We start from the raw sequence: 24,276 nt of genomic DNA, 5'->3' as shown, positions 1-24,276 counted from the left end.
TGCGGCGTCACGCCGTTCTGCCATGAAGTCAGGGAAGCGTCCATGTGAATGGCGTCCAGATCCCGACCCGCGCGCCCGCCTGTCGCAGCATGTCACCGACCCAGACATTGCAGGTCCGCCAAAGCGTAAAGCGCCCCTTGGCTGGGTAGAAGGCATCCCAGGGATTGAACCCCGGCCCCGGCAGCGGAATCGTATCGGCAATGCTGCCCCTGATCCCCGCCACCAGCCGCGAGAACTGGGAAGCATTCAGCGTCACCCGGGACAAGGCAGAGGTATCCCATCCGGACCCGCCCGTTTCGATCCGCATCACCGCGGTGTCGCCCATGATTGCCTTAAGAGCAGGCCGCAGGCGCAGATCGCTGGCCGTCTGAGTCTGCATGTAGAAATCATGTGCGCCCCAGCCGACGACGATCCATGCCGTCGCGGGATCGCCAATCGGCTGGCCCGCATCCGCCAGAAACGCGAAGGCCCGCCGCACCTCTGGCGTGGCCGGAAGGACGATGTCCGTATGAATGGGGCTGGGCAGCAACAAAACGACGGCATCAGCCAGGGCCGCCGTATCACCGGTCCGGATCACGCCACCCAGGGTGCCGACCCCAAGAAACAGGAGCACGGCTAGCAGCGGCAGCCAAAGCAGGCGGCGGATCAGTCGAGCTTGCCTTCGAAATCGCGGTGGATGTATTTGGCATCGCAATAACCGCATTCGACCCAGCCCAGATCGTGGGGGATCGCCAGCCAGACGCGGGGATGGCCCAGACCCGGACCGCTGCCGTCGCAGGCGACCTTCCAGGTATCGACGATCTTGGTTTCCGGTGCGGGACGTGTCATGCGCTGGCCTGTCTGTTGTCGCGGGTCTCGCCCGCCTTAGATCGACGCCGACACTAGCCCAGCCCTGTCAGGGGGGCCAGACCTCTTAGGGGAAAGACACCAATGACCGACAATGCCATCGAAATCACCGGCCTCAAGAAGACCTACGCCGCCACCGGGCGCTCTCCGGCGAAAGAGGCGCTGAAGGGCATCGACCTGAACATCCCGCGCGGATCGATCTTCGGGCTGCTGGGGCCAAATGGCGCGGGCAAGTCGACGCTGATCAACGTGCTGGCCGGGCTGGTCGTGAAATCGGCGGGCAAGGTCAAGATCTGGGGCTTCGATCAGGACGTGAACCCCCGCCAAAGCCGCGCCGCCATCGGCATCATGCCGCAAGAGCCCAACCTCGATCCCTTCTTTACCCCGCGTGGGTCGCTCGATGTGCAGGCGGGCCTTTACGGCGTCCCGAAAGCCCAGCGCCGGACCGACGAGATCCTCGACCTCATCGGTCTCGCCGACAAGGCAGAGGCCTACGCGCGCTCCCTCTCCGGCGGCATGCGCCGGCGCCTGCTGCTGGGCAAGGCGCTGGTCCACTCACCGCAGATCCTCGTCCTCGACGAACCGACCGCCGGTGTCGACATCGAGTTGCGCAACCTGCTGTGGCAGAACGTGCGCAAGCTGAACGACGATGGCATGACGATCATCCTGACCACGCACTACCTGGAAGAAGCCGAACAGATGTGCGACGAGATCGCCATCATCAACCACGGCGAGATGATCGTCCGCGACACCACCGCCAACCTGCTGGGCACACTGGATCAGAAGACGCTCGTCATCACGCCAGACGCGCACCACACCGACCTGCCGCCCCTGCCGGGCGGAATCACCGGACAGCGCCGCGACAATGGCACCTTCGCCTTCACCTACCAGTCCAGCAAGACCCCTGCGGGAGAGATCATTCAGGCGGTTCGCGACGCGGGCATAACGATCCGGGATGTCACCAGCGAACAGCCGGACCTGGAGGATGTCTTCCTGTCGCTGACCTCGGGTCGGTAGGGGACGGTGGGCGGGGCGCCTTTGCGGCCTTGGCCGCAAACAGCGCCGCTCACCGTCACGCAGGCAGCATCCGGCCCAGCCGCTTGCCGCCAAGGATATGCAGATGGAAATGCGGCACATCCTGCACACCATGGGCGCGGGCGTTGGCAATGGCCCGAAATCCGTCTTCGACTCCGGACAGGCGGCAGACCTCGGCCACGGCCTGAAAGAACCCGACCTGCTCCGCAGCACTCGCCTTGGCGGCAAAGTGATCCAGGCTGACGTAAGGCCCCTTCGGGATCACCAGCACATGCACCGGCGCCTGCGGCGCGATATCCGCAAAGGCCAGCGCGTGCTCATTTTCAAAAACCGTCTGGTTCGGAATCTCGCCGCGCAAAATCTTGGCAAAGATGTTCTGGTCGTCATAGGCAAAGGTCATGGCAGTCATCTGGGCAATCCTCAGTCAACGAAAAGATAGGGCGTTTCGGCCAGCGCACGGGCCGTTTCGTCCGGCACCTGCAGAAACGCGGCAAGTGCCGGCGCATTTTCAGCCGGCGTCGCAGTTTCGCGCAGGCGCTGGTGATGGGGAAACTCCGCGTCCCTGATCCGGTCCGATTCAAACAGGATATCGGCACGCAGGGCGGGCAGAAGCTGCGCCAACCCCTCTGGCGGCGTCTCGTCACCCGCAAGCCCCACCCGGCGCGCATGGCCGGTCAGATAGTCATCGGTCATGTTGCACTCGATTTCCAGCAGGCGCGTCGTCGAGCGGTCGGAGAAGAAATCCTGCAGCAGGTCGATGCTGGCCGTGTCGAGGCAGATGATCAGCCGGTCGCTGCCGTAATAGTCGAAGAGCATCCGCATCAGGGCGCGCCGATGCCGCGTCCGCTTGCCCAGACTGGCCTGGATGCCGCCCAGATCCGGCATCTCGGTGCCTTCCTCGTTGAACAGGTAGTCGATGGCAGGGATGTTCGTGTGATGCTTGATCGACCCCAGCAGACGCTTGGCGACGTGCCACTTCTTGCAGGCCACGATCAACAGTTCGCGTTCACGGCCAAGGGTGCTCTCTGCCTCCCAGAACCGGGTGGCGAACCGGCGCCCGACCCGCCCGCGCCCGGTCAGGAAGGTGAACAGGTTGCGCCCTTCGTTCGAAATCTTGAAATCGCGCCGGTCAGAGGCGTAAAGCCGGCCCAGACGCTCCTTCAGGTCCTTCGCCTCGGCGCTGATCTTGCGCGCAAAAAGCGCGTCCTGGCTCAGCAGCAGATCGTAGTGGTCGTTGTAGAAGGTCACCGGCATGCCGTAGTCGGTGAACATCAGAAAGGTCAGCGTCCGTGTCTCGATCTCGCGTCCGGGGATCAGATGCCGCACGAGGGTCTGAAAGAACGTCTCGTCCGGGATCCAGGTCGTGCGAAAGAACCGCATGACGTCGCGCCGCGCGCGGGTGAAATCCAGAATGGCCTCGATGGTGCGCCGCCGCAGGCACCACCACTGGCTGCCGATCATCACCTGCAGATCTGCGGGCACCTCGCGCGTGAGCCCGAACCGGCGCTGCGCCCAAAAGCTCCAGTAGAACCGCCGCTTCTGGGTGCGTTCATTGAACCAGTGGCGATAGATCAGCCGCTCTTCCTTGAACCCGGTCTTGATCCAGTCGCTGTCGTAGTAATCGAAGCTTTCGATGTAATCGCGGTCGTTGCGGTCCAGAAAATCATGGGCATAGCTGGCGGACTTGATCGCCAGACAATCGCCGGACACCATGTAAAAATGGGTGGCCCGCGGAAAGGCTGCGACCGCGGCCTCGACCGCGTAAAGCGTCGCCTGCACGAGGCTCCATTCGCCCCAGCCGCACTTGATGCGGCGGGTCGCAAAGGTCACGTTCGGGTTGTCGGCCAGTGACGAGCGGATCAGATTGAACGCCTCTTGCGGGGCACGCGCGTCGAAGTGGATCGCGATGCAATCGCCCACGGCGGTCAGTTGCCGCGCCTGCTGGATGATGGCCTCGGGGTCCTTGTGACACAGAAGAATAAAAGCGATTTTTGCCATGAAAAGGCCGCGGTGATCCCTTTTACCCATTGGTAATGACGTCATAGCGTGAAGGACACCTGAACTTACAGGGTTTCTTTGCATTTATCGGTCAACTATGACGTCACGCAGCGGACGGCGGTGACCGTCCGTTTGAAAAGGGGACACGAGGATGGGTTTTCCAGGCACCTGGATGACGGAGAGCGAAAGCATGGTGTACCGCGTGGTCCCCAAATGCGCCTGCTCGACCATCGGTCAGATCATGTTCTATTCCGACCACGGCACATTCTTCGACGGCGATATCCACGACGCCGACGCCGGCATGCACAAATGGGCGATGGACGACAGCCAACCGCTGATTACCGCCAATGTGACCGCCCACAAAAGCTATGCCTTCACCTGTGTCCGCAATCCCTACACCCGTATCCTGTCGTCGTTCTTCGACAAGATCTGCGGCATCCAGCGCAACGGTCGCCGCTACCGGGGCAACCTCGTGCCGCTGCTGATCCAGAAATACGGGATCGAGGTGGGCGACCCCGAGACCGGATTCGAATTCGACCAGATCAAGTCCTTCCGCCGCTTCCTGCTGTTCGCCCGCGACACCATCCGCTGGCGCCGTCCGATGGAGCCGGACATCCACTGGTCTGCCATGTCGGGTCACATCTCGACCTTCATCGTGAACGGCGGGCGCTACGACAAGATCTTCTGGACCGAGGATTTCAACGACGGGATGCAGGACGTCCTGTCGGCGGTCGAGACGCCGCACAAGATCGATCTGGAAACGATCCCGCGTTTCAATGAAAGCGAAGGGCACGGACCGAAGCGTCTGCACAAGGTGTCAGACTACTTCGACGACCTGTCGATGCATCTGATCTATGAAATCTACAAAAAGGATTTCCAGCTGTTCCGCTACGATTTCGACAATCCCGACAACAAGATGCCGATCGGTGAAATCGATCTGGCAGAGGTCCACGCCAAGCTGGGCGAGTGATCACGCGTTCCGATCAACGAAAAAGCCGTCGCGTGACCCGCGACGGCTTTTCATTTTTGCCTCAATCAGCGGCCTTGTCCGGCCCGTCGGTCTTGCCCGGCGGTGACAAACGGAACACCGCGACATAAAGCGCCGGGATGAAGACCAGCGTCACCAGCGTCCCTACGATGATCCCGCCCATCATCGCATAGGCCATCGGCCCCCAGAACAGCTGTCGCGAGATCGGGATCAGCGCGAGGCTCGCCGCCGCCGCCGTCAACAGGATCGGCCGCGCCCGGCTGTCCGACGCCTCGAACACGGCGTCCCAGGCGTGGCGCCCGGCGGCCCGCACGACCTCGATTTCATGCACGAGGATGATGGAGTTCCGGGTCAGGATGCCGACCAGTGCCAGCACACCCAGAATCGCCACAAACCCCAGCGGCGCACCTGACAGCAACAGCGCTGCCACGACCCCGATCAGGCCGAAAGGCGCCGCGCAAAGCACGATGAAGGACAGCCGGAAGCTTTGCATCTGAATCATCACGAGCGTGACCATGATCAGCAGCATCAAAGGCACCACATCGGCGATCGGCCCCTGGCTTTCGGCACTCGTCTCGACGGTTCCGCCGACCACCACGCGATAGCCCGCAGGCAAGCTGTCGTTCAGCGCTTCAATGCCGCCCGCCAGCGAGGCGACCACGGTCGCCGGCTGATCGTCATTCGCAATCGCGGCCTTGACGGTCAGGGTCGGGACCCGGTCGCGCTGGATGATCTGCGGCTGTTCCGTGTCATACCGGAACACCGCGACAGAGGAGAGCGGGATCGTCGTGCCGCTGGCGGTGTTCAGTTGCAGCCCCTCCAGCGCCTCGGGAGAGCTGCGGTCAGCGTCGCTGCCGCGGGCGATGATGTCGATCAGATAGGTGTCGTCGCGCAGTTGCGTGACCGTCGAGCCGGCAAAGACGGTGTTCAGACCAGAGGCGATATCGGACGCGGTCAGGCCCATCTGGCGCGCCTTGTCCTGCACGATATCCACCCGCACCACCCGCGCCGGTTCGTTCCAGTCCATGACGACATGCGTCGTGCGCGGGTCGGAATCGACGATTCCCGCAAGCGTCCGGCCGTAATCGCGCACGGTGTTCACGTCCGGGCCGGAAATGCGGTATTGCAGCGGCCGCCCGACCGGCGGGCCGATGTCCAGCAGTTTGACATAGACATCGGTGCCCGGAAAATCCGCCTCGGCCACCGCGTTCAGATGCGCCCGCAGCCGGTTGCGCGCCGCAACGTCGGGTGTCTGGATCACGATCTGGCCATTGTTCGGGGCGGCGTCGATCTCCTCGTAGGTCAGCACGAAGCGTGGCGCGCCGCTGCCGATGTAGGACGACCAGAACAGGACATCCTCGTCGTCCTTCAGATAGGTTTCGAACCGCGTCATCTCGGCCTGTGTCGCGGCGATGGAGGCGTTCTGCGGCAGACTGAAATCGACGAGGATCTCGTGCCGGTCGGTTTCGGGAAAGAATTGCTGTTCCACGAACCGCATCGCGTAAAGCGACAGACCGAAAAGGCCCAGCGTGATACCGATCGTCAGCCACCTGAACCGCATGGCACCGCGCAGCAGGGCCCGGAACCCGCGCCGCATCCGGCCGGGTTCGGTGCTGTGGTGCGGCAGGGTCTTGGGCAGCAGCGTCACGCCGATCAGTGGGGCAAACAGCACCGCGACGATCCAGCTGATCAGCAAGGATACGGCGATCACCACGAACAGCGAAAAGGTATACTCCCCCGCCGACGACGAATTGAGGCCAATAGGGATGAACCCCGCCACGGTCACCAGCGTCCCCGACAGCATCGGAAACGCGATCGAGGTCCAGGCGTAGGAGGCGGATTTCGTCAGGTTCTCGCCGATTTCCAGCCGGGTGATCATCGTCTCGATCGCGATCATCGCGTCGTCGACCAGCAAGCCCAGCGCGATGATCAGCGCCCCCAGCGAAATCCGCTGCAAGGTAAACCCGGCATAATGCATGATGACGAAGGTGATCGCCAGCACCAGGGGAATCGTCAGCGTCACCACCAGACCGGCCCGCAGGCCGAGGCTGATGAAGCTGACGGCCAGCACGATCACCACCGCCTCGACCAGTGCGCGGATGAAGTGGCTGACGCTTTCCTGTACGACCTCTGGCTGGTTCGACACCTGATGCACCTGAATGCCGATGGGCAGATCGCCCTGCACACGGTCCATCACCTGTTCGAGTGCTGCGCCGAAGGTCACGATGTTCGCCCCCTCGCGCATGCCGACGGACAGACCGATGGCGGGCTGACCGTTGTGCTGAAAAAGCTCTGTGGGCGGGTCCTGATAGCCGCGCCGGATGTCCGCCACGTCGGTCAGACGAAAGAACCGGTCACCGATATGCAGGTTCACATCTTCAAGGCTTTGCGTGCCCTGAAACTGTCCGCCAACCCGCACCAGCATGCGTTCCGGCCCGGCGTCGATCACGCCTGACGGCAGGATCGCGTTCTGCGCCTGCAAGGTTGCCTGGACCGCCTGCTGATTGACCCCCAGCGCCGCCAGCCGCGCGGTCGAGAATTCGAGGAACACGACCTCGTCCTGGGTGCCGAAAATCTCGACCTTGCCCGCATCCGGCAGGGTCTGGACCGCGCGCTTGACCGTTTCGACCGCGTCGCGCAATTCGCGGGGGCTGAACCCATCAGAAGTGAAGGCATACATGTTGCCGAAGACGTCGCCGAAATTGTCGTTGAACTGGAACCCCGCGAATTCCTGCGGCATCTCGGACCGGATGTCGCCCATCATGTTCCGCACCAGCGGCCATGTCGCCCCGACGGCTTTGCCCTTCACCGAATTCTTGAGGTTCACATAGACGATGGACACGCCGGGCCGCGTGATCGAGCGGGTGTAATCCAGTGTATCCAGCTCTTCGAGCTTCTTTTCGATCCGGTCGGTGACCTGTTCGCGCATATCCTCGATCGAGGCGCCGGGCATGGCGGCGGAAATCACCATGGTCTTGATCGCGAAACTGGGATCTTCCTCTCGCCCGATGGCAAGGTAGGACATCGTCCCGGCGATCAGGCTGACAATCATCAGATACCAGATGAAGGACCGGTGCCCCAGTGCCCAGTCGGACAGGTTGAAGGACTTCATTGCTGCACCCGCGGGCCGACGATCTGGCCGTCTTCAAGGGAATTGACACCGCGCACGACGATCTCGTCGCCTTCGGACAGGCCGCCCGTCACCGGCACCCGGTCGCCCATCCGCGGCCCGACCTCGACCGGAACCCGGCGCACGCTGCGGTCGCCGGGGCTTACGCGCCAGACCTGCGGCGGTGCGCTGTCGCCAATCAGGGCGACAGCCGGCAGGCTGGTGCGCGACGCGGCCTGGGTCTGCGGCGTGGCGGACACCAGCGCGCCAAGGCGGAAACCGACAGGCGCCGCAGCTGGCAATGCCAGACGCAGGCGTCGCGTGCGGGTCGCCTGACTGGCGACCGGGTCGATGGAGGTCAGCGTGACGGCGACAGTCTGCGAGCGGTCCGCCTCCAGCGTAACGTCGAAGACGGCGCCGGTGTCGTAACCGATCAAATCGTCGTCGGTCATGTCGATCACGACTTCACGGTCCGTGGTCCCCGCCAGCCGCAGCACCGGCGCACCGGCGGTCAGGGTGGCCCCCGGTTCGGCAAACACTTGCGTGATCACACCGTCCTGCGGTGCGATCAGGACCGCGTTGTCGCGGGCATCCTGCGCCCGCGCCAAGGCCGCGCGGGCCTGTTCCAGCTGTGCCTCTGCGGCGGCCAGCTGCGCGGTCTGGCCCTGCGCCGTCGTGGCAGAGGCTACGCCACGCGCCACCAGTTCAGATGCCCGGTCCGCGGCATCGCGCGCCGATTGCGCCTGCGCCTCGGCCACGGTCACACCGGCCTGTGCGGCCCGCAGATCCGCGTCCAGATCACGGGGGTCCTGCATCGCAAGCACCTGCCCTTTTGTCACGATAGCGCCGGTATCCACCGCCCGCGACGCGAGCGTGCCGAGTTGCAGGAAACCAAGGTCCGTCTCCTCTCTTGCAGCAACAGAGCCGACCCAACTTTGCCGGATTCCCGCCTGCGGCATGATCACCTCGGTCACGACGGGGCGGGGGGCGGTCTGGTCCACCTCTTGCGCAATAGCGGTGTGGGCCATTATCAGCGACAGCATCAAGGACAGCGACATGCGGATCATTCGGCGTCCTTCGGATTCTGGAGAGGCTCCACGATGCGCCCCGGATACAGGAACTGGGTGCCCGCCGTGACGACGGTCGTGCCGGGCGCGATGCCACCCGACAGAATGATGCGTTCTGATTCGTAGCGCAGCACTGTCACAGGCTGCAATGTCACGCTGTTGTCCGCCGGATCGACCACCCAGACCGCAGGCGCGCCATCCGCAACCCCCATCGCCGTCCAAGGCAACACGATCAGCTGCGCAACGGGCTGGGTGATGGCCCCACGCACGGGGTCGCCATAGCTGAGCCCCGGTGGCGGCGCATCGACCGCGACGCTGACACGCACTGTGCCGGTCCGGGGGTCAACGAGTGGCGAAATCTCTCTGACGCCGCCGGTGACGGTCTGGGTGGGGCGTGCCAGCGGCGACAGCGTGACCTTGGGGTCGACGGGCGGCCGTGTCATGAGCGATTCCGGCACGTCGAAAATCGCGTCAAAGCGCGTCCCGATCGCCATCTCCAGCACCGGCTGTCCCGCGCCGATGACCTGCCCCGGCTCGATCAGACGATCGGTGACCGTGGCGGCGGCGGGCGCGCGCAACTCGGTGTCGGACAGCGCTTTTGTCGCGCGATCCAGCTCGGCCTGGGCCTGCGCCACCTGTGCATCGGCGGCGCGCAACCCGTCGGCGGCGGCATCGCGCGCGCTGCGTGTGGCAGCACCACGATCCAGCAGCACATCCAGCCGTTCGCTGTCGTCGCGTGCCTTGCGTTGACTGGCCTGCGCAGACACCAGACCCGCCTGCGCGGCACGGAGCGCCTGTTGTTGCTGCACCTGATCCACCCGGGCCAGCACGGTGTCCGCTGCCACACTGTCACCGATCTCGACCAGCACTTCGGCCACGCGCCCACCGGTCGGGAAGGCGGCGGTGACCGTGTCGCGGGCCACCAAAGCGCCGGTCATCGACAGGGTGCGGGCATTCGATTCCAAGGCTGCGGTCACTGTTGCGACGCGCAGCGGATCCGCAGCGGCGGCCTGCGCCGTCAGATATATCGCGAAGACCAGCGCACAGGCACGCCACAGGCGGTCACGGCAGGAAAGGCTCACGCGCATCAGGTCGACTCCAGCCGGGCGGTGATGAATTTACGCTTGTCATATGACAAGTGATTTTTACTAGATCACCAGATGGAACTTGTCAAACGATCCGTTAAAATCCGGTATCAGGTCCCCAGCAAAGCCCGGTCTTCCATCAGATCGGCCACGAGGTCGGCGTGCCGTCGCACGGCCTCTGGCGTCAGGGGGTCCATGCCGGACAGTTGCACGCATTTACTCGCATTCGAGAATATCAGAACACTGGCGCCTGTCAGGATATAAAACAGGTGAGGAAGGTCAGCGCGGTCCGTTTCCGCGTGAGACTCGCAGAACCGCTGATAAACGCGGCGCAGGTGCGCCTCGACCAGCCAGTCGCAACTGCTGTCGGACACGCCCGCGTCCATGATGAACCGCAGCATCTCGGGATGCTGCGACGCAAAGACGACCATCTGCAGGATCGTTTCGCGGCGCACCGCCGCTGGCGACGGATCAGGCAGCCCCGCGATGCCCGCATCCATGGCCGCATTCAGCCGTGTGAACAGGTGATCCGCAGCGGCGCGCCACAGGGCGTCCTTGGATTTGAAATGATAGGTCAGCAGGCCTTGGGTCACGCCTGCGCGTGCGGCAATGGTCCGGGTGCTGACACCGTCGTATCCCGATTCCGAGATCGACGTCAGCGCCGCCTGTACGATCTGATCGCGGGTCGCGTCGCGTTGCTCTGCTCTCATGGCGCAAGGTTAGCGTATTCGCGACAAGCGGGAAAGCGCGGGATGGGACCGGTCGCAGACGACCGGCCCCTGTCCGGATTACATACGGTCGCCGATCACTTTCAGCAGCTTCTGGTGATCCGCGTCAAAGTTGCGGATGCCTTCGGCCAGTTTCTCTGTCGCCATGGCGTCTGCGTTCATTTCCCAGCGGAAGGTCGCCTCGTCCATCGTGACCTTTGCCATGCCGCTTGCCTTGTCCGGGCTCAGCGCGCGGGGCAGATCGGCGTTTTCCTGCCCCAGCGCGTCCAGCAACTTGGGAGAGATCGTCAGGTTGTCGCAACCGGCCAGCGCCTTGATCTGGTCGGTATTGCGGAACGACGCGCCCATGACGACCGTGTCGATGCCGTTCGACTTGTAGTAGTCATAGATCTGCCGCACCGACTGCACCCCCGGATCCTGATCCGGCGCAAAGCCATCGACGCCCTGTGCCTTCTTGTACCAGTCCGTGATCCGCCCCACGAAGGGCGAGATCAGGAAAGCACCCGCATCCGCACAGGCCACCGCCTGCGCCATCGCGAAAAGCAGCGTGAGGTTGCAGTCGATGCCCTCGTCCTGCAGCACCTCCGCCGCGCGGATGCCCTCCCAGGTCGAGGCGAGCTTGATCAGGACACGGTCCTTACCGATGCCGCGCTCGGCATAATCGGCGATGATCGCGCGCCCCCGCGCAATCGAGGCGTCGGTGTCGAAGGACAGGCGGGCGTCGGCCTCGGTCGAGACGCGGCCCGGCACGACCTTGGTCAGTTCAGCCCCCAGTGCGACGGTCAGCTTGTCGGCCTGTTCACCCGCGGTCAGGCCGGCCTTGCGTCCGGCCTCCATCTCTTGGGCGATCATGTCTTCGGATGCCGGATCGGTCAGGGCAGCCAGCACGAGAGACGGGTTCGTCGTGCAGTCGACGGGGGCGTAGCGCTTGACCGCCGCAATATCGCCGGTGTCGGCCACGACGGTGGTCATCTCGCGCAGTTGATCGAGGACGCTTTTCATGTCGTATCTCCTGTAAGTCATGCACCGCACCGTTGGTGCGGGCGTTGGCGGCACATTGCGTGATACGGGCGGACTCGTAAAGCAGCTTCGCCACACGAGGCCGGTCAGCCCTGCACCTTCATGGCCGTGGCGGCGGCAGTATAACCCCCCGCGGCACCGTCGACAAAGTGGATGTGATCGTTGCGCATGATCGAGGGCACGATGCAGGTCATGATGGCGCTGTCCTGGCGGTGCAGGCCATAGCGCAGGATGCCCCGGTCGTGGTAATGCGCCAGCAACGCCTCGATCCGTTTCGACGTCTCGTTGTCGCAATCGAGCGTCATCTTCAGACCGTCGTCCCATTTCCGGAAGTCCGAATTCCCGGCCACCGCGCGATTGTAACGCCGCGCATCGAAGCCACCCACCGTCCAGCCTGTGCGGGTCAGCAACCAGGCCATAAACGTCTGAAACAGGATTCCCGCCCGCTGCCGCAGAAGGGTGCCTGACCTGCGCTGTGCCCGCGCTTCCAAAGCGACACCTTCCGGAGGCCACTGCATCGCGGGGCCGTCACGGGGGACGGGGTGACCGCCCCGGTCCAAGGTCTGCGCCAGCGTCACGATTTCCGCCGCGACCTGTGCATACAGCCTTGCAGAGGCACCGGGCACAGGCACCACGACCAGCGACAGGATCATGTCGTTGCGGGCGGATTGCGGCGCCCAGCGGCACGACAGACCCGTCAGATCGGGCCTGACCCCCGAGGGCGCGGGGTCAAATCCGTAGATACCGTCCTTGAGCGCCTGCTCGGCCCAGGATGCACCGCCGCCGTGGAACATGGCGTAGTCGACGCCGTCAGAGACGCGGTAGCGCGCGACCGCGATCCGCAGCCCCGCGGCCCGAATGTCGCGCACCGGCACCAGCGCGGCGCGTAGCGTGATGCCGTATTCGTCCAGCGCCCAGCGCTGCACCGCGCGCATGGCGTCCGCGGCCGCGCGCGCCTGTTCCGGCCAGATCGCAAAGGTTGCCCCGTCGCCACCAAAGACAAAGGGAAACGGCTGCCCGTCCATCGCATTCATCTGCGCCGAGATGACGGCGGCGCCGACCATGTTCACGGCCTTGTAGCGACCTTTGGCGATTTCGGCAGTCGATCCTTCGATATCGGACACCCCGATCAGCCAATCCTCGGGCAGGGCCGTGAAATTGGCCGTGTCGCTAAGCCTCTCGAAATCGTCGATCAGCGGCAGGGCGGCGTAAAAGCTGGCATGTTCGATCGGTCGGTTCCTTCCCCCAGACCCCGCCGGGATCACCGCCGGATGCGGCGATCATGGCATGAATTTCGTGGACCGTGTGCAATTTCGCGTGTGCCTCGGCGCGCGTCAGTCGCCCAGATTGACGATGGCACCCTTGGCAGCGGCAGCATCCTCGGCATCGTGGGTGACCATCAGGACCGGCAGGGCACGGTCGCGGGCGCGGGCAAAGACAAGGTCGCGGATCTGCGCGCGCAGCGCCGTATCAAGACGGCTGAACGCCTCGTCCAGCAGCAGCGCGCACGGCTCTGCCAGCAGCATCCGCATCAGCGCGACACGCGCCTTCTGCCCGCCCGACAGGGTGGCGGGATCGCGGTCGGCGAACCCCGCCAGATCGACCTCCTCCAGCGCCTGCGCGATGCGTTTGCGGCGGTCGGCGCTGTTGCCGCCCGGCCGCAGGCCGAAGGCGAGGTTCGCGCCGACGGACAGGTGGGGGAACAGCAAATCATCCTGAAAGAGGATGCCCACCATGCGCCGGTGCGGGGCTGCACGGGTGATGTCGCGCCCGTCCAGCAAAACCCGCCCGGTGAAGGTGAACGCAGGCGGCAAGGTGCCCGTCACGACCGACAGCAACGTCGACTTGCCGATGCCGGAGGGGCCCATGACGGACACGACCTCTCCCGGTGCGATATGCCGGTCGAGGGCGACGAGCGGTGTGCCATCCTTGAAGATCGCCACGCGGTCCAGCGTCAGGCCCTTATCCATGCTGTAATCCTTTCCGATTGCGCCAGACGAGGGCGGGGACCAGCAGTGCCAGCGCAAAGGGGACCAGCGCCGCCCCCGTCTGCATCAGGCCGAACACGGCGATGGCCCGGCGATCGCCGCCGGACGACAGCGCCACCGCCTCGGTCGTCAGTGTCGCGACCCGCCCGCCGCCGATCAGCAGGGTCGGCAGGTATTGCCCGACGCTGACCGACAGGCCCACCGCCACCGCCGTCAGCACGGGCCGCAGCAGCATCGGCAGACGCACCCGCCACAGGATGCCGTCAGGCGAGGCGCCCAAGGCCGCTGCGACCGTGCCGTTGCGCATGTCCCACGCCCGGAACGGATCGGCCAGCGACAGAAAGACATAAGGCAGGACAAAGACCAGATGCGCCAGCATCACCGGCGCCCGTCCGACATCGGCGCCAAGGGTCAGCAGCAGCCCCTGCAAGCCCGGCAAAAACGCCGTCTGCGGGATCAGCAGCGGCAAATACAGCAGCCAGAGGCCGCGTTGCGTCAGGGTGCGGCGGTGGCGATACTCTGCCTCAAGGCATCCTACCGTCAGGATCAGTGCTGCAAAGGTCACGACACCCGCGATCAGAGCGGTCTCTCTCAAAGCCGCCAGCACGCCGTCGCCCTGCCGCATCCAGGTCTTGAGCGTAAAGGCGTCGGGCAGCGCGTCGGGAAAGCCCCAGTAGCCGGCAAAGGACCAGACACCCAGCACGCCAAGGCCCAGCAGGACCGACAGCGCGGCCACGGCCCCACCGGTCAGCGCCATGGCGCGGACCGGCGCATCCTGTGCGCCTCTGTGACCGCCGTTTATCCATGCAAGGCCCAGCCGGGCCACCAGCATTTCCCCCACCCGCCAGGCCAGCAAGGCACCCATGACAAGAGCCAGTTGCAGCAGCGCGGCAGACGACGCGAGCAGGCGCGCGGTGAAATCCGGCTGCCCCATCCATTTCACGATCTGAACGGACAGCGGCGGCGGCGTGTTGGGTCCAAGGATCAGGGCCACGTCCACGACGCTCATCCCGTAGGCGAGGACGACGTAGACCGGCAGGCGGATCTGGGCGTAGACCCTTGGAAAGACGGCCTTCAACCAGCCGGTGGTGCGACCATACCCAAGCGCCGCAGCGATCTGGCGGGCGCGGGCCGCGTCAGTCTGGCCAAGGGCTGCAAGGGTCATCAGCAGCAGAAACGGCATCTCCTTCACGACCATGCCGCCGATCATCGTCAGACCCCAGGGATCCTGCACGATCAGCCAGTCGGGCGGGTTCGTCCATCCGGTCACGCCCGGCGACAACAGGCGGGCAATCCAGCCCGATGGCGCGATCAGAAAGGCAAGGCCGAAGGCGGCGGCGGCATGCGGCACGCTGAGGAGCGGCGAGAGCAGGCGTTCGAGAACGCGAAACGCCCGCGTCCCGGACCAGCCCGCGACCAGCAGCATCACCAGCGTCAGCGCGATGACGGTCGTGCCAAGACCGGTCGTCAGCGACAGCATCACGCTGCGCGACAGGCCGGGCCAGGCCAGCAGAGCCCGAAAGGCATCGAGGTTCGGCCCCGTCAGCCCGGCGGCAGGCAGATGGCCAAAGGCCGGCAGGACCGTGCCGTAAAGTCCCGCCAGGACAGGGCCAAGCATCGCAAGCAGCGTCAGCGCCGGCACGACGGGCAAAAGGCGGTTCCTCATGCCAGAATGCGGATGCACGGTTGCACGCGATCATATCTTGCAGCCGCCGTTCGGCCCCGCGAACGGCGGCTGCCCTGATCCGCATGCACCGGCAACGGCAAACCTACTGCGCCACGCCGTAACGGCTGGTCCAGTCGTCGGCGATCCGGGTCATCCAGCTGGGGTGCGGTTCGGCCTGCACGGTGCCAAGCTGCTCTGGCGACAGCGTGGCAATGCCAAGGTCGAGGGCATCGAACAGGGCCTTCTGGTCCGTATCCAGCTTGTCGATCGCCAGCACGGTGCCGTAGCCAAGGATGCCGGGGTCCTGCGCGCGGGCCTGCGCCTCTGGCGACAGCAGGGCGTTGGCTACAACCATCGCACCTTCGGTGTGGGAGGAATTGTAGGGGATCGCCACGAAGCTCGCGTTACCGATGGTGCCCTTGTCCAGCACGAAGGTCCGGACGGTATCCGGCAGCTCGTTGTTGGCAATCGCCGCAGTCGCGGCACCGGGGCTGAAGGAGGTCGACAGATCGATCTCTCCATCAGCGATCAGCGGGAACATGGCGGTGCCGGTCGCGGGATAGGCACGGCCCTCGCGCCACAGCGTCGGCGTCAACTTGTCGAGGTAATCCCAGAGAGGTGCCGTCACCTCGGCGTAGTTTTCATCCGTCGCGGGCTGTTGCAGGACACTTGGATCATCCAATGTATCCACCAACACCTGCTTGAGGAATGTCGTCCCAAGGAAATCCGGCGGCTGCGGATAGGTAAAGCGGCCCGGGTGCGCCGTCGCCCAGTCGAGGATCGCCTGCATGGACCCCAAAGGCTCCATCGTCTCGCTGTCGTAGACGAAAACGACCTGCGCCATTGCCCAAGGGGATTCGTAGCCTTCGACGGGGACCGTAAAGTCGGTCTGCACGGTCTTGCCTGCGGTGTCGACATACTGCCAGTTCGGCAATTGCTCGGCGAAGGGACCATAAAGCAGCCCCGCATCCTTCATCGCGGCGAAGTTCGCGCCGTTGATCCAGATCATGTCGATGGCGCCGCCCGTGTCCGTCCCGGCCTGCTTTTCCGCCAGCACGCGGGTTACCGCATCGGCGGTGTCGGTCAGTTTGACGTGCTCCAGCGTGACGCCGTATTCGGTTTTCACCTTGTCGCCGATCCAGGCAATGAAATCGTTGGTCGTCGTGGACCCGCCCCAGGCGTTCCAGTACACGGTCTGCCCTTTGGCGGCGGCGATCACCGCATCCCAGTCGGCAGGGTCAGTCTGTGCGTGGGCGGACAGAGGCAGGGCCAGTGCGGCCAGAAGGGCGAGGGATTTCATCGGAGTCCTTTCACGTGAACAACTTGGATGCGCCATACAGGCGCAGGGTCGCAGTAAGGTAACATAGCCCGCCGAAGACCCAAGACAGGGGGGCAAAGGCTGCGGGGAACAGGCACAGCAGGACGAAATAGACGATGGTCTCGGTCCCTTCCAGCAGGCCATTGGAGTAATACAGGGACTTCACGCCCTGGGCCTGCGTCGACAGTCCGCGCTTTTCCGCGACGATGGCGTAGCCAAGAAAACTGGTGCCGTTGAAATAGAACGACGCCAGTACAAAGGCCGCAGGTAAACCGTTAGCAGCATCATAGAACACAAAAGCCAATGGTATTGCCCCGTAGAAAGCAAAATCACACGCGATATCAAGATATCCGCCAAAATCGGTCTTCTGCGTTGCCCGTGCGACAGCACCATCCAGCCCGTCGGCCAGCCGACTGGCCAGAAGCGGGATCAACGCCAGCAGCGGCGCTCCAAGTGCGATGGTGACCGCCGCAAGCGCCCCGAGCCCGAGGCCCAGCAGCGTGACGCCGTTGGCGCTCCACCCACGGGCGGCCAAGCCACGGCCCAGCCGGTTCAGGGGCGGGTCGATCAGACGGCGGGCGAGGCGGTCGAGCATCGTGGCATAATCCTGCGTGTTGTCACGTTCTGGCCCGGCGCACTGGCCTGCGCAATCCGCCTGACGCAAACGTGAGGCACTGTCTTAAGACATCCGCGCGGCGGGGCTGCGTCGTCCATCTTGCGCACAGACCGCGTTGTGCAGCCGTCGCGGGCGACCGGTCTGTGTATCAGCAGATCAGCCATGGGCGATCCGCGGACGCCCGCGCGCCGTCGCGCGCAGATCGGCCCCGAAAAACGTCTCTTGCCCTTCGATGCGGGCGCTGTTCACGTCCCGCGTCACGGCAACCTGCGGATCGGTCACGCCCGCAGCATGGGCCTGCGCGGTGGCACTGGCGATCAGGGCCGCTTCCAGTGCCGAAATGGCGTCCTCTGGCGTTGCAAATGTCTGCGGACCGTCGGCCAGATGGGCCACGCATCGCCCGGGCGCCGGCGCCGTCACGCTGCCTCTGGCCTGCATGACAACCTGTCCCACGACCGCGCCGATGGCATTGGCCACGTCCGCATGTTCCGGCACGATCATGCGGGTCGCCAGACGCTGCCCCACTGCGCCGTAATAGGTGGCCGCAGGCGCGCCAAGGCCGACCACAGGCACACCAAGGCCAAGCCGCGTCGTGATCAGTCCCGCGTGCCCGTCCAGACCGGCCACGGTCAACGGATGCCGCGCCAGATGTTCGGGCGTAGCTGTGCCCCAATCACGACCGTCGTCGGCAAAGGCCGCCTGCAGCAGGCAGTCGACCGTCTGCGCCGTGACCTGATCCACGATCGCGCGTGCCAGCGTGTCGGCATCCGGTGCGATCCGCTGACCGTCGCCGCGCCGTCGGCGGGCCAGCAGTGTCATCGCTTTCACGGCCGCCTCCGCATCCCAGACATCCGCCAGCCCCAGCACATGGGCCGCATCGGAGGGCGTGACATCGGCGATCAGCGCGTGACCCTGCGCCACCAGGCGCATCAGGGCCGGCTGTTCCAACCGGGTCGTCACGACGTCACCCATCCGGACAGGACCATGGATCAGACCTGCGACAATGGCCGCCTCTCGCGCGTCACGCCCGACCGGGGGAACATCCCACAGCGGCACGATAAAGGCAGCCCCGTCCAAAGGTGGGCCGTCCAGCGCCAGCGCCGCATCCAGTGCCGGATGCACCAGCGCCGGATGGGTCTGCGCCAAAAGTGCGATCGGCATCACGCGCCGGGGCCCCAACTGCAGGCCTCCCGTCAGGCCTCCGGTCACTGTCACCGCACTGTCGCCGCCCAGGCCGAAGGTCCGCATCGCCACGGCCTCGACCATGGTGCGGAATCCGCCGACCATTGCCCCCTGCGGATCGATCCGCGGACGCCCGCCCTGCAACTGGCAGATGTCGGTCGTGGTGCCGCCGATATCCGAAATCATGGCATCCTGCACATCCGTCAGCCAGGCCGCCCCGGCGACCGAGGCGGCAGGTCCGCTCAGGATCGTCTCGATCGGGCGCACCCGCGCCATGTCCGCGGGAATAAGCGCGCCATCGCCCCGCACGACCATCAACCGGGCCGCGATACCGGACTGGGCCAGATGCCCCTCGACCGCAGTGATCAGTCCGGCAATCATGCCGATCAGTCGCGCATTCAGCACGGCCGTCAGGGCCCGTTTCGGCCCGCCCAGCGCCGCCGAAAGCTCGTGAGAGCAGGTGACGGGCAGGCCGGTCCGCGCCCGGATCGCAGCGGCTGCGGTGAGTTCATGGGCCGGATTGCGCGTGGCGAAATGTGCCGCAACCGCAAAACCGGTGATCCCGCTTGCGTCGTCCAGCGCACGGTTCAGCGCCGCAAGGTCAAGGTCTGCCGCCTCAGTGCCCGCGTGCGTATGGCCCCCTGCGATGGCAAAGACAGGATCGCCCCGCATCGCGTCCTCCAGCCCCGCACGGACGAGGGATGCGGGGTCGAACCCGATCGCCACAAGGGCGACGCGTCCGCCCTGCCCCTCCACCAAGGCATTTGTGGCCAGCGTGGTGGAGAGCGCAACGATCTCGATCTCGGCCGCAGCAATCCCGGCATCGGCAATCGCCGCATCGATCGCCCCGGCCACGCCGATGGCAAGATCAGGGCGACTGGTCAGCGCCTTGGCCCGCGCCAGCACGCGAGTCGCGTCGCCATCCAGCACGACCGCGTCGGTGTAGGTGCCGCCGGTATCGACTCCCAGAAGATAACCCATGACCACGCCCCCTTTCCCTTGCCGGGTTTAGCCACAGCACCCCGGACGCCGCCACCCCCAATCGGCCGCCGTACCGCGTGACCAGTCGCCAAGCGCGCCGGGTGCAACACGTGCGGCGCTGCCCGGCCGCGTCAGACCGACAGACCCGCAGGCACGGCGTCGCACGCGGCCTCGCCCGCCAGCCACAGCGCCAGACGCTGCTGCAAGGCGCCTGCGACATCCGGCAGCGCCAGAACCTCCGGCACATCCGCCATCCGCCAGCCCTGCCCCTCGTCGCCGAACACCACGTCTGCCTGCATCCGCGCCAGCAGTCGCGCGACAAAGAACCAGCGGTCCGACCCTTGGGGTGCTGCGAACCGGCGCTGCCACAGCACGCAAGCAGGTGTCAGCACCAGACCCACTTCCTCGCGGGTTTCGCGCGCGACGGTCTGAAAGGGCGTCTCCTCCCCCTCCCGCCCGCCGCCGGGAAAATCCCACAGTCCCGCATCGACAATGTCGGGCCTGTCGTCGCGCCGGATGATCAGCAACCGGTGCCCGAGGAACAGCGCCACCTTGGCCCCGTCGAACTCCTGCGTTGTCGCCATGCCGCGCACCCCTTATCTATGACCCATGCCCAGCCTGTGCCGCGATTGCCTGACCACATTCGACACCGCACGGCGGTGCCCGGCCTGCCGCAGCCCGCGCGTGACATCACACCCCGAACTCTTCGATCTGACCATTGCCCACATGGACTGCGACGCATTCTATGCCAGCGTGGAAAAACGTGACAACCCGGCCCTTGCCGACAAGCCGGTCATCATCGGCGGCGGCCGGCGGGGCGTCGTCTCCACCGCCTGCTACGTCGCCCGCATCCGCGGCGTGAAATCTGCAATGCCGATGTTTCAGGCGCTGAAGCTCTGTCCCGACGCGGTGATCGTCAGACCGCGATTTGACGCCTACGTTGAAGCCTCTCGCGCGATCCGCGCGATGATGGACGACCTCACCCCCGTCGTCGAACCCCTATCGCTGGACGAGGCCTTCATGGACATGACCGGCACCGCCCGTCTGCACGGTGCACCGCCTGCCGTCATGCTCGCGCGCCTCGTCAAGCGCATGAAGGACGAACTCGGGCTGTCGGGCTCCATCGGGCTGTCGCACAACAAGTTCCTGGCCAAGGTCGCCTCGGACCTCGACAAGCCGCGCGGCTTTTCCCTGATCGGTCAGGCCGAGACGACGGAATTCCTGCGCCCCAGGTCCGTCCGCCTGATCTGGGGCATCGGTGCCGTCGGACAGGAAAGTCTGGCATCCGCCGGCATCCGCACCTTCGACGACCTGCTGCGCTGGGACCGGCGCGATCTGGCCGACCGTTTCGGCGGCATGGGCGACCGGCTGTGGCAACTTGCCCGGGGTCAGGACGGCCGCCGGATCAGTGCGCATACCCCCGTCCGCGGCCTGTCGAACGAGACGACGTTCCACGAGGACACCAGCGATCCCGACATCCTCGACGGGCACATCTGGCGCATGGCCGAAAAGGTCAGCGCGCGGGCCAAGGCGAAGGATATCGCGGGACGCGTGGTCCTGCTGAAACTCAAGCGCAGCGATCACGCGCTGATCTCGCGCCGGCAATCCTTGCGACACCCAACCCAAATCGCCGACACGATCTATCGCACGGCCCGCGCACTGTTCGACGCGGCAGGACCACACCCGACCTATCGCTTGTTGGGTGTGGGCCTGTCGGAACTGACCGCGGGGGCGGATGCCGACCTGTCCGGCGATCTGCTCGATCCCGACGCCGACCGCCGGGTCCGGGCAGAGCGTGCCGCCGATGCGATCCGGCAGCGCTTCGGTGAGGCCGCCATCATCAAGGGGCGCGCCCTGCGCTAAGCCTCAGAACGGAAAGAACAGCGGGATCGCAAGGACCGAGGCCGCACCGACGATCACGTTCATCGGCACCCCGATCTTGAGGAAATCCGCAAACCTGTAATCGCCCGCACCATAGACCAGCGTGTTTGTCTGATAGCCGATGGGGGTGGCGAAACTGGCCGAGGCGCCGAACATCACACCGACCACCAGCGGTCGCGGGTCGATCCCCGCCTGCGCGGCCAGTCCGACCGCGATCGGCGTCAGGATCACCGCGACGGCGGAATTCGTCACCATCTCGGTCAGGATCGATGTCACGGTATAAAGCGCCGCCAGCAGCAGGATCGGTGGCAATCCGTCCAGCACCGGCGCCAGCGTATCGACGATCAACTGCACCGCACCTGTCTCCTGCAGGCCGATGCCCACGATCAACATGGCAAAGATCAGCACGAGGATCTGCGCGTCGATGGCCCCCCAGGCCTCGTCGCTGTCGATGCAGCGCAAGATCAGGATCACGGCGACTGCAACCAGCGCCAGCACCGCGATAGGGGCTACGTTAAAGGCCGCGAGGCCCACGACCGCCAGCAGCGCCAGCAGCGCGATGGGGGCTCGCGCCCGACGATAGGCCCGCCCCGATGACAGCGTCACCGTCATCATGTCGCCCGCAGATGACAGCTGGTCAAAGGCGCCCTGTGTCCCTTCCAGCAGCAGCGAATCGGCCGGGCGCAGCCGGGCGCTGCGCAGATCCGGGCCGACCTGATGGCCGTGGCGGTAGGCGCCCAGCACGCGCATGCCGTGGCGATAGCCGATCGACATCTGATCGAGGGTCTGGCTGCCGCCGCGGCGGCCCGCAGTGACCATCGCTTCTGCAATCACCAGATCGCCGTCGGCCACGTTCATCGGCGCCGCACCGCGCCGGTAACCGGTGATCAGGCCGGGCATCGTATGCAGGGTCAGCAGTTCCGACGTGGTCGCGCGCAACACAATTTCGTCCCCCGCCGTCACGACATGGTCCGACAGATCCGTCCGGCGCAGCACACCGCCCTGCCGGATACCTGTGACCTGCACACCTGCATGGGCGAAATCGGCAATCTCGCTGACCGGCTTGTCGAGGTTGGCGAAATCCTCGGTCACGCGCACCTCGGTCAGATAGATCGCATCACGCTTGGCCGCGTTATCCATGCCACCGCGGCGGGCCGGCAGCAGCAGCGGCCCGAGCACGGCAAGCGCACCGACACCCGCGGCAATCGCGATCAGGCCGACGGGAAAGATTTCGAAGATGCCGAAGGGCTCCAGCCCCTGCTCTGTCGCGACACCGGAAATCAGGATGTTGGTCGAGGTGCCGATCAGCGTCAGTGTGCCGCCCAGAATCGCGACATAGGACAGCGGGATCAAAAGCCGCGTTTCGGCAATATCCAGCGACCGCGCCAGCCGGATCACGACGGGAATCAGCACCAGCACGACCGGCGTGTTGTTGACGAAGGCCGAGGCCACCATCGCCGCCACCACAAAGGCGATACCCGCCACCAGCGGCCGGGTCTCTGCCACACGGACGATGCGATTGGACAGCGCCTCCAGCAGGCCGGTGCGGACCAGCGCGCCGGACAGCACGAACATCGCGCCGATGGTGATCGGGGCGGAGTTCGAGAAGACCGTCATCACCTGGTCCACGGGCACGAGGCCCAGGATGATGAACAGGGCGGCAGCCCCGGCGGCCGTCACCTCTGGCGGGTATTTTTCCCAGATGAAGGCAGCCAGCAGCACCAGAAGAAGGCCCAGCGCCACAAAGGGCGCCCAGTCGGCAGGAATCAGATCGGTCATCATGTCCATCGGAAGAAGGGTTATTCGGCCGCCATCGCCCGGTCGTCGGACGCGCCGTAAGCGGCGACGCGGGCGACGACGTCACCCAGCAGCGCGCGAAGGTCTTCGAAATCGGCACGCCTCTCGAGCGTGACTTCGTTCATGTAGAGGGCGCGGTCCACCTCGATCTGGATCGCGTGGCGCCGGCGTGCGGGCTTGCCATAGGTCTGCGTGACGTAGGCCCCGGCAAAGGGCATGTTGCGCACCACCCGCAAACCCGCGTCGGTCAGCGCGGCTTCGACCTCTGCCACGATGTCGGCACTGGCGGATGCGCCGAAACGATCACCGATCACCACGTCGGGCCGGGCGCTGCCGATCGTGTCCAGCGCTTCGTGCGGCATCGAATGACAGTCGATCAAAATCCCCCGCCCGAACATCTGCCCCGATTCGTCCAGAAGCGCCTGCAGCCGATCATGCCAAGGCCGCCAGAACGTCGTGATGCGTCCGTGCGCCTGCGCGAGGGAAATCTTGCCATCGTAGATCGCCCGCCCCCCGGCCACGACGCGGGGAATCACACCCAGCCCACTGGCCACGCGGGGATTCTGCGACAGGCGCCGCACGCCATCGATGACGGCGGGATCCAGATCCTCTGCCGCGCGGTTGAAATCGACAAACGCGCGCGGCACACGCGCCAGCAAAAGCGGTGCGCCATGGCGGGGTGCTGCATCGAATAGCGCGCCCACATGAGCATCTTCCGACGATCGGATGGTCTGGGCATCCAGCCGGGACTGAGCCAGAAACGCCGCAGAATACTCTGACCCGCTGTGCGGTGACGCGAAAACCACGCAGGTCGACCGGACCGCAGGCAGCAAAAGATCGTAGGCGGCGTGGGTCATGGATGCTCCTGTCTGGGACCATAGATAGCGCGTTTACAGAAAACAGCAAAAGCCCTTGATCCCCCCGGATGATCCTTTTATAGACCGCCTACCCGACGCGGTTCGCCCGTGTCC

The 24,276-nt window shown here is 65.3% G+C and carries 21 protein-coding genes; 3 read left to right on the top strand and 18 right to left on the bottom strand.

Annotation, left to right across the window (positions count from 1 at the left end; genetic code table 11):
- Window positions 1–28: 28 nt before the first annotated feature.
- Both GLR48_RS07365 and GLR48_RS07360 read right to left on the bottom strand, forming a co-directional pair.
- Entirely contained in the window at window positions 29–613 is a 585-nt protein-coding gene (locus GLR48_RS07365; protein ID WP_237060218.1) for a TIGR02117 family protein, read from the bottom strand.
- Between the two features lie 32 nt (window positions 614–645).
- Entirely contained in the window at window positions 646–828 is a 183-nt protein-coding gene (locus tag GLR48_RS07360) for a zinc-finger domain-containing protein (RefSeq protein ID WP_237060216.1), read from the bottom strand.
- A 102-nt stretch (window positions 829–930) separates the two neighbouring features.
- On the opposite strand from GLR48_RS07360, the gene GLR48_RS07355 reads away from it, so the two are divergent.
- The gene (locus tag GLR48_RS07355; protein WP_237060214.1) at window positions 931–1,863 is read left to right on the top strand and encodes an ABC transporter ATP-binding protein; all 933 of its coding nucleotides are present in this window, start codon (window positions 931–933) and stop codon (window positions 1,861–1,863) included.
- 55 nt (window positions 1,864–1,918) lie between these two features.
- On the opposite strand, the gene GLR48_RS07350 is transcribed toward GLR48_RS07355, so the two are convergent.
- Together GLR48_RS07350 and GLR48_RS07345 are read right to left on the bottom strand one after the other, a co-directional pair.
- On the bottom strand, window positions 1,919–2,281 hold the full coding sequence (locus tag GLR48_RS07350) for an HIT domain-containing protein (protein WP_237064420.1): 363 nt from the start codon (window positions 2,279–2,281) through the stop codon (window positions 1,919–1,921).
- Between the two features lie 20 nt (window positions 2,282–2,301).
- Window positions 2,302–3,879: a DUF5928 domain-containing protein gene (locus GLR48_RS07345; protein ID WP_237060212.1), complete on the bottom strand. Its 1,578-nt coding sequence runs from the start codon at window positions 3,877–3,879 to the stop codon at window positions 2,302–2,304.
- A 151-nt stretch (window positions 3,880–4,030) separates the two neighbouring features.
- Here GLR48_RS07345 and GLR48_RS07340 point away from each other — a divergent pair, with 151 nt between their 5' ends.
- Window positions 4,031–4,849, top strand: coding sequence for a sulfotransferase family protein (locus GLR48_RS07340; RefSeq protein WP_237060211.1), 819 nt, complete (start codon window positions 4,031–4,033; stop codon window positions 4,847–4,849).
- 61 nt (window positions 4,850–4,910) lie between these two features.
- Here the strand turns inward: GLR48_RS07340 and GLR48_RS07335 are convergent, their stop codons facing one another.
- The 12 genes from GLR48_RS07335 to GLR48_RS07280 form a co-directional block, all read right to left on the bottom strand.
- A complete protein-coding gene (locus tag GLR48_RS07335) occupies window positions 4,911–7,979 on the bottom strand; it encodes an efflux RND transporter permease subunit (RefSeq protein WP_237060203.1) in 3,069 nt (1,022 codons plus the stop codon).
- Entirely contained in the window at window positions 7,976–9,043 is a 1,068-nt protein-coding gene (locus GLR48_RS07330) for an efflux RND transporter periplasmic adaptor subunit (protein ID WP_237060202.1), read from the bottom strand. The genes GLR48_RS07335 and GLR48_RS07330 overlap by 4 nt, the downstream gene beginning before the upstream one ends.
- Complete coding sequence (locus tag GLR48_RS07325) at window positions 9,040–10,131, bottom strand: efflux RND transporter periplasmic adaptor subunit (RefSeq protein ID WP_237060201.1); 1,092 nt, start codon at window positions 10,129–10,131, stop codon at window positions 9,040–9,042. The genes GLR48_RS07330 and GLR48_RS07325 overlap by 4 nt, the downstream gene beginning before the upstream one ends.
- Window positions 10,132–10,238: 107 nt before the next feature.
- The gene (locus tag GLR48_RS07320) at window positions 10,239–10,838 is read right to left on the bottom strand and encodes a TetR/AcrR family transcriptional regulator (protein WP_237060199.1); all 600 of its coding nucleotides are present in this window, start codon (window positions 10,836–10,838) and stop codon (window positions 10,239–10,241) included.
- 78 nt (window positions 10,839–10,916) lie between these two features.
- Window positions 10,917–11,858, bottom strand: coding sequence for a transaldolase (gene tal / locus GLR48_RS07315; RefSeq protein WP_237060197.1), 942 nt, complete (start codon window positions 11,856–11,858; stop codon window positions 10,917–10,919).
- 104 nt (window positions 11,859–11,962) lie between these two features.
- Window positions 11,963–13,141, bottom strand: coding sequence for a DUF3095 domain-containing protein (locus GLR48_RS07310; protein ID WP_237060195.1), 1,179 nt, complete (start codon window positions 13,139–13,141; stop codon window positions 11,963–11,965).
- 69 nt (window positions 13,142–13,210) lie between these two features.
- Window positions 13,211–13,846: an ATP-binding cassette domain-containing protein gene (locus GLR48_RS07305; protein ID WP_237060193.1), complete on the bottom strand. Its 636-nt coding sequence runs from the start codon at window positions 13,844–13,846 to the stop codon at window positions 13,211–13,213.
- Window positions 13,839–15,530, bottom strand: coding sequence for an ABC transporter permease (locus tag GLR48_RS07300; RefSeq protein ID WP_237060191.1), 1,692 nt, complete (start codon window positions 15,528–15,530; stop codon window positions 13,839–13,841). The genes GLR48_RS07305 and GLR48_RS07300 overlap by 8 nt, the downstream gene beginning before the upstream one ends.
- A gap of 103 nt (window positions 15,531–15,633) precedes the next feature.
- On the bottom strand, window positions 15,634–16,830 hold the full coding sequence (locus GLR48_RS07295; RefSeq protein ID WP_237060189.1) for an ABC transporter substrate-binding protein: 1,197 nt from the start codon (window positions 16,828–16,830) through the stop codon (window positions 15,634–15,636).
- Window positions 16,831–16,840: 10 nt separating this feature from the next.
- Window positions 16,841–17,443, bottom strand: a complete 603-nt coding sequence (locus GLR48_RS07290; RefSeq protein WP_237060188.1) for a CDP-alcohol phosphatidyltransferase family protein — start codon at window positions 17,441–17,443, stop codon at window positions 16,841–16,843.
- 177 nt (window positions 17,444–17,620) lie between these two features.
- Window positions 17,621–19,627, bottom strand: coding sequence for a hydantoinase/oxoprolinase family protein (locus GLR48_RS07285; protein WP_237060186.1), 2,007 nt, complete (start codon window positions 19,625–19,627; stop codon window positions 17,621–17,623).
- Between the two features lie 131 nt (window positions 19,628–19,758).
- Window positions 19,759–20,211, bottom strand: a complete 453-nt coding sequence (locus GLR48_RS07280; protein ID WP_237060184.1) for an NUDIX domain-containing protein — start codon at window positions 20,209–20,211, stop codon at window positions 19,759–19,761.
- 25 nt (window positions 20,212–20,236) lie between these two features.
- Here GLR48_RS07280 and GLR48_RS07275 point away from each other — a divergent pair, with 25 nt between their 5' ends.
- A complete protein-coding gene (locus tag GLR48_RS07275; RefSeq protein ID WP_237060182.1) occupies window positions 20,237–21,490 on the top strand; it encodes a DNA polymerase IV in 1,254 nt (417 codons plus the stop codon).
- Window positions 21,491–21,493: 3 nt separating this feature from the next.
- Here the strand turns inward: GLR48_RS07275 and GLR48_RS07270 are convergent, their stop codons facing one another.
- Both GLR48_RS07270 and GLR48_RS07265 read right to left on the bottom strand, forming a co-directional pair.
- Window positions 21,494–23,287: an SLC13 family permease gene (locus GLR48_RS07270; protein ID WP_237060180.1), complete on the bottom strand. Its 1,794-nt coding sequence runs from the start codon at window positions 23,285–23,287 to the stop codon at window positions 21,494–21,496.
- A gap of 20 nt (window positions 23,288–23,307) precedes the next feature.
- A complete protein-coding gene (locus GLR48_RS07265; RefSeq protein ID WP_237060171.1) occupies window positions 23,308–24,162 on the bottom strand; it encodes an N-formylglutamate amidohydrolase in 855 nt (284 codons plus the stop codon).
- Window positions 24,163–24,276 lie beyond the last annotated feature (114 nt).

This window comes from Loktanella sp. M215 (genome assembly GCF_021735925.1).
Taxonomy (GTDB): domain Bacteria; phylum Pseudomonadota; class Alphaproteobacteria; order Rhodobacterales; family Rhodobacteraceae; genus Loktanella.
This window is presented reverse-complemented; position numbering and strand designations above follow the sequence as displayed.